Here is a 13,131-nt window from a genome sequence, read left to right as displayed (position 1 = left end):
CAGAACGGCCACGGCATGCGGGCGAGGAGGCGGCACAGGAATCGGGTCGTGCCGCCGGGCACGGCTTGCCATTCTGGCGCTCCCATCAAGGAGACCTCTCATGTCGTTCCGGATCCGCGGCCTCGAGGCCGAGCCTTTCGCCCCCTTGTTCGAGATGGCCGACGCCGACCTTGAGACCCACGGGGCCAAGCGCGTCTACGCCGACGAGCCCGATGCCTTCCCCTGCCGGGTGTCGCTGACCCGTGCCGCCGTCGGGGAGGAGCTGCTGCTGCTCAACCATGCCCATCAGACGACCCCGACATCGCCCTATCGCGCAGCCGGCCCGATCTTCGTCAGCCGCTCCGGCAGAACCGGGACCTATCAGGGCGAGCTGGCGCCCATGCTGCGGGACCGGCTTCTGTCCCTGCGGGCTTACGATGAGCAGGCCTTCATCGTGGAGGCCGAGGTGGCCGAAGGGGCGGAGGTGCTGCGGGTGATCCAGCGCTTCCTCGCCAATTCTCGGGTCGCGCATGTCGATGCCCATTTCGCCCGGCGCGGCTGCTTTGGCGCCAGGATCGAACGGGCCTGATCAGGTCTGGCGACCGACTCTGTGTCCGGCCTCCTCGAGCGCCGCAACGGCTTTCCGTGCATCCCCGGCCTTCACCAGCACGTAGTCGGTGCTGAAGGTCGAGGTGGCGAAGATGCCGATGCCGGCCTGGGCCAGGGGAGCGAGAACGGACGCCAGGATGCCCGGGACGCTGAAATCGAAGCTCTGCCCGATCCGGAAGCAGCGCCAGCCGGCATCGATTTCGGATCCGGGCGGCGCCTCCTCGATCGGGCAGACGAGGGTCGTTTCCTCGGCGGCCTGGACCAGAAGCGAGAAGGATCCGGGTGATGGAGCCTTGGCCGGGGAGCCCGCGGGATACCGGCAGACGGCGTAGACGTCCCTGAGCAGGGAGAGATCGAGGGCGGGCATCTGTGCTCCATCCGTGAGAGGGGGCGGATCGATCGCTTTCGAGCATCGGACGGAAAAGTGGCCCCGGTTTTCGCTGGCGCGGCCCGCTGGGTCCGTCCTGACCGATGCTCTCATTCAAGAAGAAAGCATCGGATGAATCCCAAAAGTGCAAGTCCACTTTTGGGTCCGATGCTTTCGCATCATCACCGGGCTCATGCCGGTGATCCCGCTTGTGGAGAGCGCCGCGCTTTTCCGTTTCGGGATGGCCGGACAGGCCCGGCCATGACGCCTTCGTTAGCCACGGACGGCGGACAAGCCCCATGCCCGGATCCCGGCGGGGTCCGGTCGGAGCCCTCCATAAGAAAACCCGCCCTGTCGCCAGGGCGGGTCTGTCCGTCGGCCGCCAGGCCGGTCGATTACATGGCGAGTTCGTTGCCGGTGTAGTCGATCTTGCCGTCGGCGCCCTTCTTCCAGACGTACATGATGTAGTCCGGACGGGTGATGTCGCCCTTCTTGTCGTAGGAGATGTCGCCGATCACGGTCTTGAACGGCTTGCCCGACTTCATGATGTCGGCGACCTTCTTGCCGTCGACACTGCCGGCCTGCTTGGCGGCATCCGCCAGGATCTGGGTGGCCGCGTAGCTGTAGAGCGTGTAGGCCTCGGGCTCGTAGTTCTTGGCCTTGAACTTGGCCACCACGTCCTTCGCGTTCGGGTTCTTGCGCGGATCCGGCGAGAAGGTCATCAGGGTGCCGTCGGCGCCCGGGCCGGCGATCGACACGAACTCGGCCGACACGATGCCGTCACCCGACATGAGCGGGGCGTTGAGGCCCTGGTCGCGCATCTGGCGGATGATGAGGCCGGCTTCCGTGTGGAGGCCGCCGAAATAGACCACGTCCACGCCGGCCTGCTTCAGCTTCGACACGAGGGCGGAGTAGTCCTTCTCGCCCGGGTTCACGCCTTCATAGACGACTTCCTTCAGGCCCTTCGCGTTCATGGCCTTCTGGGTCTCGTCGGCAAGGCCCTTTCCGTAGGGGGTCTTGTCGTGGATGACCGCGACCTTCTTGCCCTTGAACTTGTCGGCGAGATAGCCGCCGGCGACGGCGCCCTGCTGGTCGTCGCGACCGCAGGTGCGGAAGGTGTTCCACATGCCGCGCTCGGTGAACTGCGGGTTGGTCGAGGCCGGGGTGACCTGGACGATGCCGGCTTCTTCATAGACCTGAGAGGCCGGGATCGAGACGCCGGAGTTGAAGTGGCCGACGACGAACTTCACGCCCTCGGCGGCGAACTTGTTCGCCACGGACACGCCCTGCTTCGGATCGGACACGTCGTCACCGACGACGATCTGCAGCTTCTGGCCATTGATGCCGCCGGCTGCGTTGATGTCTTCGACGGCCTGCTCGACGCCGTTCTTCAGCTGGGCGCCGAAAGCCGCGTTCGGGCCGGTGATGGGGCCAGCCACGCCGATCTTGATCTGGGCGCTGGCTGCGCTGGAGAAGGCGAGGCCAAGACCAAGCGCCACGCCGGTCAACAGCATTTTTTTCATGAGGTCACTCCTCTGGGTGGTTTTTTAGGCCCCTCTTCCTCGTGGGGCCGGTTTGACGGTAGACCCGTCATCCAAGGTTGCATCATGCTGGTTTTTGAGCGGATGTCACCTGGGAATCTTTTTGGCCGGAGCATCATACCCGAAAGTGGAAACCACTTTTGAGATCAATCCGATGCCCGGTCTTCTTAAAGCGGCGCAGCGCTCCCGCCGGAAGCCCGCGCCACTTTCCCGCAAAACGCGCTAGGATCCGGTCGCGGAAGCCTTTTCCCGCCACGAGAACGGGCCGGTCCGCTCGTAGAGCCAGCGGTATTGCGTGGTCATCATGCGGGCGCGGCGGTACTGGAAGCCGAGCGCCCCGACGATCAGCAGCACGATGGTGTCGATGGCGTAGTAGTGGATCGACAGCAGCGTTCCGCCGAACAGGGCGAAATGGATGAACCGCACCGCGGCGCCCAGGATGAACAGGTAGAGGATCAGAGTCCAGAACGGACGCCAGGTGAGGGCGATGGCCCGCCCGGTCATCCAGGCCGCCCAGCCGCCCATGATCACGGTGATGAGAAGGAAGAGCCAGATCGACGGCTCTTCGTACAGGATGCCCTGCATCAGTGATGCCCCCCTTCGAGATAGGCCGAGCGGACCTGCGGATCGTTGAGAAGGTCCTTGCCGGTGCCGCTCATGGTGATGTTGCCCGTCACCATCACGTAGCCGCGATGGGCCAGCTTGAGCGCGTGGTAGGCGTTCTGCTCCACGAGGAAGACGGTCATCCCGTCCTTCTCGTTCAGCTCCTTGATGATTTCGAAGATCTGCTTGACGATCAGGGGCGCGAGGCCGAGCGACGGCTCGTCCAGGAGGAGGAGCTTCGGCCGGCTCATGAGCGCGCGGGCGATCGCCAGCATCTGCTGCTCGCCGCCCGACAGGGTGCCGCCGCGCTGCTGGAGGCGCTCCTTCAGGCGCGGGAACAGGGTGCAGACCCGCTCCAGGTCCTGGTCGAAATGGGCCATGTTGTGCAGGGACGCGCCCATCTGCAGGTTCTCGAACACCGTCATGCGCGGGAAGATGCGCCGGCCTTCGGGCGACTGGGCGATCGACATGCGGGCGATCTCGTGGGTCGGTGTCCGGGTGATGTCCTGGCCCGCATAGGTGATCTTGCCCTCGCGGGCCCGCGGGTTGCCGAAGATCGTCATCATCAGGGTCGACTTGCCGGCCCCGTTGGCCCCGATCAGGGTGACGATCTCGCCCTCGTGGACGTCCATGTCCACGCCCTTGAGGGCGATGATGTTGCCGTAATAGGTCTTCACGCCCCTGACGCTCAGAAGCGGCTGGCGGGCCGGGGAGACCTGGCTCTGCATCGCGATGTTTGCTCCAGCGGTGCTCATGCGCCGACCTCCGCCTCGACCTTCTCGACTTCGTCATCGGCCACGCCGAGATAGGCGGCGATGACCTTGGGATCGTTCCTGACCTCGGCGGGGGCGCCGTCCGAGATCTTGGTGCCGTAATCGAGCACCACCACGTGGTCCGAGATCTGCATCACGACGGACATGTCGTGCTCGATCAGGAGGATCGACGTGCCGTTGTCCTTGCGGATCGACAGGAGGAGCTCGTTGAGCTCCAGGGACTCGCGGGGGTTGAGGCCGGCCGCGGGCTCGTCGAGGCAGAGCAGGAGCGGGTCCGTGCACATGGCGCGGGCGATCTCCAGGCGGCGCTGATCGCCGTAGGGAAGGTCGCCGGCCGGGTCGTCGGCCCGGTGGATGAGGCGAGCCTTCTCCAGCCAGTACTTGGCCTTCTCGATGGCCTCCTTCTCGGCCTTGCGGTAGCCGCCGATGCCGAGAACGCCCAGGAAGGTGAAGCCCGAGGCGATCATCAGCGGGTTGTGCTGGGCCACCAGCAGGTTCTCCAGCACGGTCATGCCGGAGAACAGGCGGATGTTCTGGAACGTGCGGGCGACCTTGCCCTTCCAGTTGATGTCGTAGCCCGGCAGGCGCTCCAGGAGCAGGTGCGAGCCGTCGGGCTTGCGAAGGGCGATCATGCCCTCGCTCGGCTTGTAGAAGCCGGTGATGCAGTTGAAGACCGTGGTCTTGCCCGCTCCGTTGGGTCCGATCAGGGCGGTGATGTCGCCGCGCCCGGCCTTGAAGGAGAGGTCGTTGACGGCGACGAGGCCGCCGAAGCGCATCGTGAGATGCTGTACGTCGAGGATGGGATCCTGCAGCCAGCGCATTAGCCGTGTCCTTCCTTCACGAGCGAGCCGGAGATGGCCTTGCGCTCTTTCAAGATCACCGAGGGTTCACGTTCCGAGATGAGGCCGCGCGGACGCCAGACCATCATGGCCACCATGCCGGCTCCGAAGAGGAGCAGACGGTACTCGTTCGGGTCGAAGCCGGATCCGAAGATGGCCTGGAGGAAGGTCAGGTTGCGCAGGATTTCGGGGCCGCCGACCAGCACGATGGCGGCGATCGCCACGCCGATCTGCGAGCCCATGCCGCCGAGCACCACGATGGCCAGGATGATGGCCGATTCCAGGAAGTTGAAGCTCTCCGGGGAGACGAAGCCCTGGCGCACCGCGAAGAACGAGCCGGCAAAGCCGCCGAACATGGCCCCGATGGCGAAGGCGGTGAGCTTGGTGTTGGTGGTGTTGATGCCCAGCGACCGGCAGGCGATCTCGTCCTCGCGCAGGGCCTCCCAGGCGCGGCCCACGGGCAGCTTGCGCAGGCGCATGGTCACGAAGTTGGTGATCAGCGCCAGCACGAGGATCAGATAATAGAGGAAGATGATCCGGTGCATGCCGTTGAATTCGAGCCCGAAGGTCTGGGCGAACCCGCCTTCGCCGGCCGTGAAGGGCAGGCCGAAGAAGGTGGCGCGCGGGATCGACGAGATGCCGGCGCCGCCGTTGGTCAGGTCCACCCAGTTGATGAGCACGAGGCGGATGATCTCGCCGAAGGCGAGCGTCACGATGGCCAGGTAGTCGCCGCGCAGGCGCAGCACCGGGAATCCGAGGATCATGCCCCAGAAGGCGGCCAGGATGCCGGCCAGCGGCAGGCAGATCCAGAACGACAGGCCGAAGGTGGTCGAGAGCAGGGCGTAGGAATAGGCCCCGACCGCGTAGAAGGCCACGTAGCCCAGATCGAGCAGGCCGGCGAGGCCCACCACGATGTTCAGGCCCCAGCCGAGCATCACGTAGGTGAGGATCAGGATGCCGAGATCGACCCAGTAGCGCGACTCGTTCAATCCGCCCTGGATCAGGTAGATGATGAGCGGGAACGCGAGGGCGACCCCGAGAAAGAGCGGAATGGCGAATTTCGACACGTGCTGGAAGGCGCTCGGCTCCGCATGGACCGGCTCCGTCGCCTGATGGGCGCTGGGCGTGGCCTGACGATAGGCGCGCGACGCCGTGAAGGCGTGGAGCACCATGCGCAGGCCGAACACGATGGCGCAGATGATCGCCACCAGGCCCCAGCGCGGGGTGAGGAAGAGGTCGGCGCCGGACTGGTCCGTCTTGTAGGCCAGGATCGGGATCGAGAGGCCGAGCGTGATCAGCGCGGTCCGGAGCGAGTCCTTGAGGGCGGCGCCCAGGTCGAAGGTTCTGGTCACGGCCTGGGTCTGCTCGGCAGTGGTGATGGAAGGAGCGTTCATGGCTCTCAGGCTCCTTAGACCTTCTCGACCTCAGGCCGCCCGAGGATACCGGAGGGCATGAAGATCAACACGATGGCGAGGATCGAGAACGCGGCCACGTCCTTGTACTCGATCGAGAAATAGGCCGACCAGAAGGTCTCGATGAGGCCGATGATCAGCCCGCCCAGGACGGCGCCCGGGAGCGAGCCGATGCCCCCCAGAACCGCCGCCGTGAAGGCCTTCACGCCCGGCACGAAACCGTCGTTGAAGCTCACCACGCCATAATACAGCAGATACATGGTGCCAGCGACCGACGCGAGGGCGGCGCCGATGACGAAGGTCAGGGAGATCGTCCGGTCCACGTTGATGCCGAGCAGGGCGGCCATCTTGCGGTCCTGCTCGCAGGCGCGCTGGGCCCGGCCCAGGGACGTCTTCTGGACGAGGTACCAGAAGATCGTCAGCAGCACCGCGGTCGTGATCATGATGATGATCTGCTTGTAGGAGAGGGCGACGTTGTAGCCGCTCGCGCCCTGGAAGAGCACGATCACGTCCTGGACCATGGGCGGGGTCGGCTTGTTGCGCGCTCCTTGCGCCACCTGGACGAAGTTGGACAGGAAGATCGAGACGCCGATGGCCGAGATCAGCGGCGCCAGACGGAACGAGCCGCGCAGGGGCCGATAGGCGATCCGCTCGATGGCCCAGCCCCACAGGGAGGTGAGCGCCATCGCGACCACGAGCACGATCAGGAGCGCCAGCGCGACGGACGAGATCCCGAGCCAGGTGGTCAGGATGAGGAAGAAGATCAGCGAGATGAAGGCGGAGAGCATGAAGACGTCGCCGTGGGCGAAGTTCACCATGCCGATGATGCCGAAGACCATCGTGTAGCCGATGGCGATGAGGCCGTAGATCGACCCCAGAGTCAGCCCGTTGATGAGCTGCTGCACAAAGATTTCCATGTCCTACCCTTGCCCCTCTGGATCGGGGTCATTCTTGGGAAACACCGCAGGAAAGCACGATGCCCGAGCAACGCCAAGCCTGCCGTAAGATGCTGGTGTCTCTAGCAAACGGATTTTCGTTCGACAACGTTCTGTTAAGTTTCCTATCACCACCCATGATGGAATATGCGGCAGGCGCTGATGCAATACTGGGCAAGTTCCGTTCTGCCTACCGCTTCCAAAGGATAAGGCCAGGGGCCATATGGGTCCGAACAGCCTTGTGCTCTGCGGAAAAGCGTGGAAGAGGCTTGCTCCGGATCAGAATGTCGAAGTCTCAAGCCACCCCCACGTCAGCCGCCACAGGGACTGAGAGCCCCGATGCCGTCCTCTTTCGGGAGGGGATGAGCCGGGCGGCCGCGGCCGTTCACGTGGTCACGACCGACGGGGAGGCCGGACGGGCGGGCTTCACGGCTACGGCCGTCACCCCGGTGACCGACAGCCCGGCTTCGCTGCTGGTCTGCGTCAATACGGCGTCCCGGTCCGCGCAGGCCCTGCTGGCCAATCGGGCCTTCTGCGTGAACACCCTGGGAGCCGAGGATCTGCCGCTCGCCGATATCTTCGCGGGCCGCACCGGTCTCCAGGGCCAGGACCGCTTCACCGTCGGGACGTGGGAAAAGCTCGTGACGGGCTCGCCGGCCCTGGCGACGAGCCTCGTGTCCTTCGATTGCCGGATCAGCGACGCCCGGGTGGTCGCCACCCACCACGTCATCATCGGCGAGATCGTCCGGATCCGGCTCGGTGAGCGGAAGCCGACCCTGATCTATCAGGGGCGGCACTACCACAAGCTCTGAAAACTGTGGACAGAACTGAAAGGCCTCCTCACCCGCCGTCGCCGGCACATGAGGAGGCCTCCCGGTCCTGAAGGCCAACAGGACAGCCTTCAGGAAACCCAACGATCGAGGCGGGCGACGGTTTCAGCTGGGCCATGCAGTTCCAGTCGTCCGGGTCGTTCCGGCCCGGCCAAAGAAAAAGCCCTTCACGGGGGCGGTGAAGGGCTTTGAGGGTCTCGAAGACCTGGGGGCATTGGCCTTCGTGACGGGTCAATGCCCCAGCGGACGTTCGGTTCCGCGCCGGACCGCTGAAATTCTTGCCCGTCGCCGGCGCGCTCGCGACGGGCAAGACTTTCGGCGGTCCGGGCAAGGATCGCCCCATCCCTTGATCGCCTTTCCGGCGGCGTTATTTTGCCCGGGAACGTCGCGACGGCACGCGTCGAGCCAAGAGGCAGGGGATGTCCGCAAGCCCGACCAGATCAGTCCTCGTCTCGGACGCCGGGGCGCCTCGTCGGGTTCGCTCTTCCACGGTCGGTCGCCTGCCGCACTCCCGGGCAGCCGCCCGATGAACGACGGCGCCCTCGAGGGGGGAACCCCCCGGCCATCCGGGCACCGGGAGGTGCCGGCCCACCCGACGCCCGACCGATCCCATTGGCCCGCGATCGGCGGCGAGATGGGGGAGCGCATCCGGGCCTACGACTGGGCCTGCACGCCCCTGGGACCCATCCAGGCCTGGCCGCAGAGCCTCCGGACCCTCGTCGACCTCATGCTGGCGTCCCGGCAACCCGCCTGCATCGCCTGGGGGGCGGAATGCACGTCGCTCTACAACGACGGTTTCGTGCCGATCCTCGGCACCAGGCATCCGGCGGCGCTGGCGAAGCCGTATCGGACCGCATGGCCGGAAATCTGGGACGAGTACCGCGCCGTCATCGCGGCCACGATGGCCGGCGAGGCGCAGCATGTCACCGATCGTCCGGTCGTCCTGGCGGCCCGTGCCGACCGGCCCGCGCGATGGCTCACCTTCTCCTGGACCCCGATCCGGGACGAGACGGGGGGCGTTGCCGGCTTCTACTGCGCGGCCACCGAGACGACCGGCAGGATTATTGCCGAAGATGGCCCTCGTGCGAGCCGGGAGCCTGCGCTCCGCGAGACGGGAACGCGCTATCGCGCCCTCTTCGAAGCGCTGGATCAGGGCTTCTGCATCCTGGAGCCCGTTTTCGACAAGCAGGGCCGTCCGGTCGATTACGTCTTCATCGAGGTCAATCCCGTGTTCGAGGCGCAGACCGGCCTGCACGACGTGGCGGGCAGGAGCATGCGCTCGCTGAGCCCCGCCCACGAGGAGTACTGGTACGACGTCTACAGCAGGGTCGCGCTGAACGGGGAACCGGCGCGGTTCGAGCACGAGGCGCCCGCCCAGGGGCGGTGGTACGATGTCTTCGCCTATCGGATCGACGATCCGGAGCGCCGTCTGATCGCCGTTCTCTTCGATGACATCACCGAGCGCAAGGTGGCCGAGGATGCCCGCCGGGAAAGCGAGGAGCGGCTCCGTCAGGTCCAGGAGGCCGCCAGGATCGGCAGCTTCGAGTTCGACCGCAGAACCAACAAGGCGATCGCATCGCCGGAATATCTGGACCTCTACGGCCTGCACGAAGACCTCTCCGGCTTCTTCTCGTATGAGGACTGGATCGCCCTCGTGCATCCCGAGGACCGGTCGCGGATCGAGGCGGAAACGCGAGCGGCCGTCGCCGATCCCGGGCGCCGCCAGCTCGACTACGAGTTCCGGATCTTCCGGGCGGATACCGGCGAGCTGCGCTGGGTCACCGCGCGGACCAAGCTCATCCGGGACGCCAACGGGCGGTTCGTCCGTTCGCTCGGCGCCCAGTGGGACGTGACGGCCGAGAAGGACGCCGAGGCCGCCCTGCGCGAGAGCGAGGACCGCTACCGCACCTTCATCGCGCACAGCTCCGAGGGCATCTGGCTTCTCGAGTTCGATCCTCCCCTCGACACGTCTCTGCCGGTGGACGAGCAGGTCGAACTCGCCTACCGCCGGGGACGCTTCGTCGAGTGCAACGACGCCATGGCGGCGATGTACGGGCTCTCGCGGGCCGAGGACATGATCGGCCGTTCGCTCGAGTTCCCGCTGCCGTCGTCCGATCCCCAGGCCCGGGCTTTCCTCGCCGAGGTCATCCGTTCCGGATACAGCTTGACCGGGGTCGAATCCGTCGAGCGCGACGCTGCCGGGAACCGCAAGTTCTTCGACAACAGCATGACGGGGATCGTGGAGAACGGCGAGTTGCGGCGGCTCTGGGGGATCCAGCGCGACATCAGCGAGCGCAGGCGCGCGGAGGAGCAGCGCACCCTGCTCATTCACGAGCTGAACCACCGGGTCAAGAACACCCTGGCCACCGTGCAGTCGATCGCCTCCCAGACCCTTCGCAATGCGGCGAGCATGCGCGATGCCAAGGAAGCCCTGGAGGGGCGGTTGATCGCCCTGGCCCGCGCCCACGACGTGCTGACGCGGGAAAGCTGGGAAGGCGCCGAACTTCAGGAGATCGTCGCCCAGGCGGTGGCCCCCTATGCGAGCCGGGGAGAGGATCGTCTCCACCTGAGCGGCCCGGAGGTCCGGCTGTCGCCGCGCATGGCGCTGGCCTTGGCCATGGCGCTTCAGGAGCTCGCCACCAATGCGGTCAAGTACGGCGCGCTGGCGAACGCCACGGGAGAGGTCAGGGTTTCCTGGGACGTCGAGCAGGTGTCGCCTTCGCCTCGCCTTCATCTGCGCTGGGAGGAGACCGGAGGGCCGCCGGTCCAGCCCCCGGGCCGCCGCGGGTTCGGTTCCCGGCTCATCGAGCGCAGTCTGTCGCAGGAGCTCAACGGGGTCGCCCAGATCGCGTTTCGGCCGGCGGGAATCGTCTGCTCGGTGGATGCGCCGCTGGCGTGAGGCGGACGGCTCCCGGTCCGGATCGGGCCGGAACCTTCGGGCCTGCACTCTCCTTGACGGGCAGGTCGTTCTTCAGGGAAACCCGATGTTCAAGCTGATCCGAAACCTCCTCATCCTCCGCCAGGCCTGGAAGATGGTGAAGCGCCGCCGGTGACGAAGGAGCCGCGTCCCCCGGGAGCGAGCGGCTATTTTCCCCGGGCGGGCCCCGGCGCATACGGGCTCCAGCCGGTCACCTGGATGAAGCCGTCTCGGGCGGCGACGACCATGTGCCGACGATGCTTGTGGACCAGGGTCCCGGGCCGGTACCCGTGCGGCTCCTCCCAGCCGGCCGCTTCCCAAACATAGACGTAGCGCGAATCGATCTGCGCGAAGGTCTCGATGGACCCGAACGCCCGGATGGTGCGCAGCACGTCCCGGATCCCCCCCGTCCAATCGACGGTCCTCTGGGCCTGGGTGATCCGCGGCCAGTAGGATCCGGGGCCTTGCGGCCGCGCCTCGGCGCAGAGCCGGGGAAGGTCGTCGGCCAGCTCCTGGGAGATCTCCTTGGCGGCGATCTGGCACTTGGCGAGCAGCGTATCGTGCGTTTCCGTCGGACTCAGAGGGAACCGCCTCCGGACCACGATGGCCCCGGTATCGAAGGCGGGCTCCAGCACATGGGCGGTCATGCCCCATTCGGGCAGGTCGTCCAGGATGGCCTGGAAGAGCGGGTAGGGCCCGCGTCCGACGGGTAAAGGCGAGGGATGGAAGTTGACCGCATAGGGAAGGTGGCGCTCCCAGCCGGTGATCAGCCAGGGATAGCCCGCCACCACGAGGGCCTCGCACCCCAGAGCTCTCAGCCCGGCGAGATCGGCCGAGTGGATCCGCGACATCTGGATCGGCAGCCGCAGGGCGCGGGCGCGGGCGACCGTCACGTCGTTGAAATCGTAGATCCCGTCGCAGGGACGGCTGAAGAGTTTGACAGGCTCCCAACCCCTGGCGAGCAGCGTCTCGAAAACGTCTCCGAGAAAATCGATTCCCGCGAAGGCAAAGCGCATTCCCGGTGATCTCCTCGTCTCGTGGTTCCGTTCAGGCAATCAACGCAAGATCGCGTGGATGTGCAACCCCGTCCCCTTGCAGGAACTTCGGTGTGCACTCAAGATTTAGCCTTGAGCATAGGGCAGGGAACCGCCTGTGCCACCGGGGCGGACACCTGTCGGAACGGCTCGCTTGAGCTTGAGAGAAGGAGTTCGCATGGTATCGAAGGACTTCATCCGCCAGATGGAAGGCTACGGGCTGACGACCGCCAAGATCCTTTACCGGATGCCCGATCACCCGTCCTTCCTGCAGACCTATATCTGGCAGGAATACGACCTAGCCCCCCGGTTTCCGGTCCTGATCGACTTCCTGGACTTCTGGAAGCGTGAGCTTGCCGGTCCTCTGCATTCCGTCACGATCACCCATGCGCAGCTCATCAAGCCCGCCGAGTTCCGGGCCGTTCAGGGAGAAATCAACATCCACTGAGGCCGGAAGCCGAGAGCCTTGACCCAGAGCCTTGACCCAGAGCCTTGACCCAGAGCCTTGACCCAGAGCCTTGGCCCCGGACCCTAACTCGGGTAGAGAGGCGCCCTGAGCATCCCCGAACCTGCCAGGGCTCCTTGTTTTCCAACGCGCGCACTTCTCAAATCCTCCTCGCCCTTGCCTCCCAGCCCGGCGAACGCCTGACCGTGCGCGAGATCATGGCAGTGCTCCAGGACAGGGCCTTCGCCCTTCTCATCGTGCTGCTCGGCCTGCCGAACTGCCTCCCCATGCCGCCGCCGATCCCGCTGGTCTGCGGCCTGCTCCTGACCCTGGTCGCCATCCAGATCGTCTTCGGCCGCGACGCGCCCTGGCTGCCGCGCCAGCTCATGAACAGGTCGGTCGCCCGGACCGACGTGGAGCGCGCCGTGGGGCGCGCCATTCCGGTCTTCCGTCGGCTGGAGCGCATCTCGCGGCCCCGGATGACCTTCCTCGACACGCCCTTCACCATGCGTCTGATGGGCGCAGTCATCCTGGTCCTGGCCCTGGGGCTTCTCTTCGCGCCGCCTTTCGTGGGGCAGATCCCCTTGGGCCTGGCCGTGTGCCTGGTCGGATTGGGCTTGGTGGAGCGCGACGGCCTCGTGATCCTGGGAGGCCTGGTGATCGGCTCCATCGGCCTCACCTTGAGCCTCGGCTTCGTCTACGCGATCTTCGCCGGGATCGAGAAGCTGATCTAGCGCACCGTGCGGAAAAGTGGACCCGGTTTTTCGCCTCGAACGGTGCGCCGCTCAAAGACTTGAGCCTCGGTCCCCAAAGTGGTGTGCCAGGTGGGGTACGAGGCGCCCGGCGG

13 protein-coding genes are annotated in these 13,131 nt (G+C 66.0%); 5 read left to right on the top strand and 8 right to left on the bottom strand.

Annotation, left to right across the window (positions count from 1 at the left end; all coding sequences use genetic code 11):
* Positions 1 to 100 precede the first annotated feature (100 nt).
* The gene (locus OCW50_RS03105; protein ID WP_262296407.1) at positions 101 to 568 is read left to right on the top strand and encodes a DUF1203 domain-containing protein; all 468 of its coding nucleotides are present in this window, start codon (positions 101 to 103) and stop codon (positions 566 to 568) included.
* Here OCW50_RS03105 and OCW50_RS03100 read toward each other — a convergent pair whose 3' ends face one another.
* From OCW50_RS03100 to OCW50_RS03070, 7 genes are all read right to left on the bottom strand, one after another.
* Positions 569 to 955 (bottom strand): ACT domain-containing protein, encoded by a 387-nt coding sequence (locus tag OCW50_RS03100; protein WP_262296406.1) that lies wholly within the window; start codon positions 953 to 955, stop codon positions 569 to 571.
* 395 nt (positions 956 to 1,350) lie between these two features.
* Positions 1,351 to 2,478 (bottom strand): branched-chain amino acid ABC transporter substrate-binding protein, encoded by a 1,128-nt coding sequence (locus tag OCW50_RS03095; RefSeq protein WP_262296405.1) that lies wholly within the window; start codon positions 2,476 to 2,478, stop codon positions 1,351 to 1,353.
* Between the two features lie 240 nt (positions 2,479 to 2,718).
* Entirely contained in the window at positions 2,719 to 3,081 is a 363-nt protein-coding gene (locus tag OCW50_RS03090; protein ID WP_262296404.1) for a DUF6867 family protein, read from the bottom strand.
* Positions 3,081 to 3,854, bottom strand: coding sequence for an ABC transporter ATP-binding protein (locus OCW50_RS03085; RefSeq protein ID WP_262296403.1), 774 nt, complete (start codon positions 3,852 to 3,854; stop codon positions 3,081 to 3,083). Before OCW50_RS03085 ends, OCW50_RS03090 begins: the two co-directional genes overlap by 1 nt.
* Positions 3,851 to 4,693, bottom strand: a complete 843-nt coding sequence (locus OCW50_RS03080) for an ABC transporter ATP-binding protein (protein WP_315974390.1) — start codon at positions 4,691 to 4,693, stop codon at positions 3,851 to 3,853. The genes OCW50_RS03085 and OCW50_RS03080 overlap by 4 nt, the downstream gene beginning before the upstream one ends.
* Positions 4,693 to 6,105 carry a high-affinity branched-chain amino acid ABC transporter permease LivM gene (gene livM, locus OCW50_RS03075; RefSeq protein ID WP_262296402.1) on the bottom strand — a complete coding sequence of 471 codons (1,413 nt, stop codon included), beginning with the start codon at positions 6,103 to 6,105 and terminating at the stop codon, positions 4,693 to 4,695. Before livM ends, OCW50_RS03080 begins: the two co-directional genes overlap by 1 nt.
* Positions 6,106 to 6,119: 14 nt before the next feature.
* Complete coding sequence (locus OCW50_RS03070; RefSeq protein ID WP_262270599.1) at positions 6,120 to 7,040, bottom strand: branched-chain amino acid ABC transporter permease; 921 nt, start codon at positions 7,038 to 7,040, stop codon at positions 6,120 to 6,122.
* A gap of 302 nt (positions 7,041 to 7,342) precedes the next feature.
* On the opposite strand from OCW50_RS03070, the gene OCW50_RS03065 reads away from it, so the two are divergent.
* Positions 7,343 to 7,870, top strand: a complete 528-nt coding sequence (locus OCW50_RS03065; protein WP_262296401.1) for a flavin reductase family protein — start codon at positions 7,343 to 7,345, stop codon at positions 7,868 to 7,870.
* 544 nt (positions 7,871 to 8,414) lie between these two features.
* The gene (locus OCW50_RS03060; protein WP_262296400.1) at positions 8,415 to 10,787 is read left to right on the top strand and encodes a PAS domain-containing sensor histidine kinase; all 2,373 of its coding nucleotides are present in this window, start codon (positions 8,415 to 8,417) and stop codon (positions 10,785 to 10,787) included.
* 185 nt (positions 10,788 to 10,972) lie between these two features.
* Here the strand turns inward: OCW50_RS03060 and OCW50_RS03055 are convergent, their stop codons facing one another.
* Entirely contained in the window at positions 10,973 to 11,821 is an 849-nt protein-coding gene (locus OCW50_RS03055) for a methionyl-tRNA formyltransferase (protein WP_262296399.1), read from the bottom strand.
* A 196-nt stretch (positions 11,822 to 12,017) separates the two neighbouring features.
* On the opposite strand from OCW50_RS03055, the gene OCW50_RS03050 reads away from it, so the two are divergent.
* Complete coding sequence (locus OCW50_RS03050) at positions 12,018 to 12,287, top strand: usg protein (protein WP_210806483.1); 270 nt, start codon at positions 12,018 to 12,020, stop codon at positions 12,285 to 12,287.
* A 134-nt stretch (positions 12,288 to 12,421) separates the two neighbouring features.
* On the top strand, positions 12,422 to 13,018 hold the full coding sequence (locus OCW50_RS03045; protein WP_262270603.1) for an exopolysaccharide biosynthesis protein: 597 nt from the start codon (positions 12,422 to 12,424) through the stop codon (positions 13,016 to 13,018).
* Positions 13,019 to 13,131: the final 113 nt, after the last annotated feature.

The organism is Microvirga sesbaniae, from assembly GCF_025460805.1.
In the GTDB taxonomy this organism is placed as follows: domain Bacteria; phylum Pseudomonadota; class Alphaproteobacteria; order Rhizobiales; family Beijerinckiaceae; genus Microvirga; species Microvirga sesbaniae.
Note: the sequence above shows the minus strand (reverse complement) of the source record. Positions and strands in the feature narration are given on the sequence as shown.

Excerpts from the sequence above, each read along its gene's own strand:
- OCW50_RS03050 (WP_210806483.1), top strand. The coding sequence starts at position 12,018 with ATGGTATCGAAGGACTTCATCCGCCAGATGGAAGGCTACGGGCTGACG.
- OCW50_RS03105 (WP_262296407.1), top strand. The coding sequence starts at position 101 with ATGTCGTTCCGGATCCGCGGCCTCGAGGCCGAGCCTTTCGCCCCCTTG.
- OCW50_RS03080 (WP_315974390.1), bottom strand. The coding sequence starts at position 4,693 with ATGCGCTGGCTGCAGGATCCCATCCTCGACGTACAGCATCTCACGATG.
- OCW50_RS03060 (WP_262296400.1), top strand. The coding sequence starts at position 8,415 with ATGAACGACGGCGCCCTCGAGGGGGGAACCCCCCGGCCATCCGGGCAC.
- OCW50_RS03095 (WP_262296405.1), bottom strand. The coding sequence starts at position 2,478 with ATGAAAAAAATGCTGTTGACCGGCGTGGCGCTTGGTCTTGGCCTCGCC.
- OCW50_RS03090 (WP_262296404.1), bottom strand. The coding sequence starts at position 3,081 with ATGCAGGGCATCCTGTACGAAGAGCCGTCGATCTGGCTCTTCCTTCTC.
- OCW50_RS03085 (WP_262296403.1), bottom strand. The coding sequence starts at position 3,854 with ATGAGCACCGCTGGAGCAAACATCGCGATGCAGAGCCAGGTCTCCCCG.
- OCW50_RS03055 (WP_262296399.1), bottom strand. The coding sequence starts at position 11,821 with ATGCGCTTTGCCTTCGCGGGAATCGATTTTCTCGGAGACGTTTTCGAG.
- OCW50_RS03065 (WP_262296401.1), top strand. The coding sequence starts at position 7,343 with ATGTCGAAGTCTCAAGCCACCCCCACGTCAGCCGCCACAGGGACTGAG.
- OCW50_RS03100 (WP_262296406.1), bottom strand. The coding sequence starts at position 955 with ATGCCCGCCCTCGATCTCTCCCTGCTCAGGGACGTCTACGCCGTCTGC.
- livM (WP_262296402.1), bottom strand. The coding sequence starts at position 6,105 with ATGAACGCTCCTTCCATCACCACTGCCGAGCAGACCCAGGCCGTGACC.
- OCW50_RS03070 (WP_262270599.1), bottom strand. The coding sequence starts at position 7,040 with ATGGAAATCTTTGTGCAGCAGCTCATCAACGGGCTGACTCTGGGGTCG.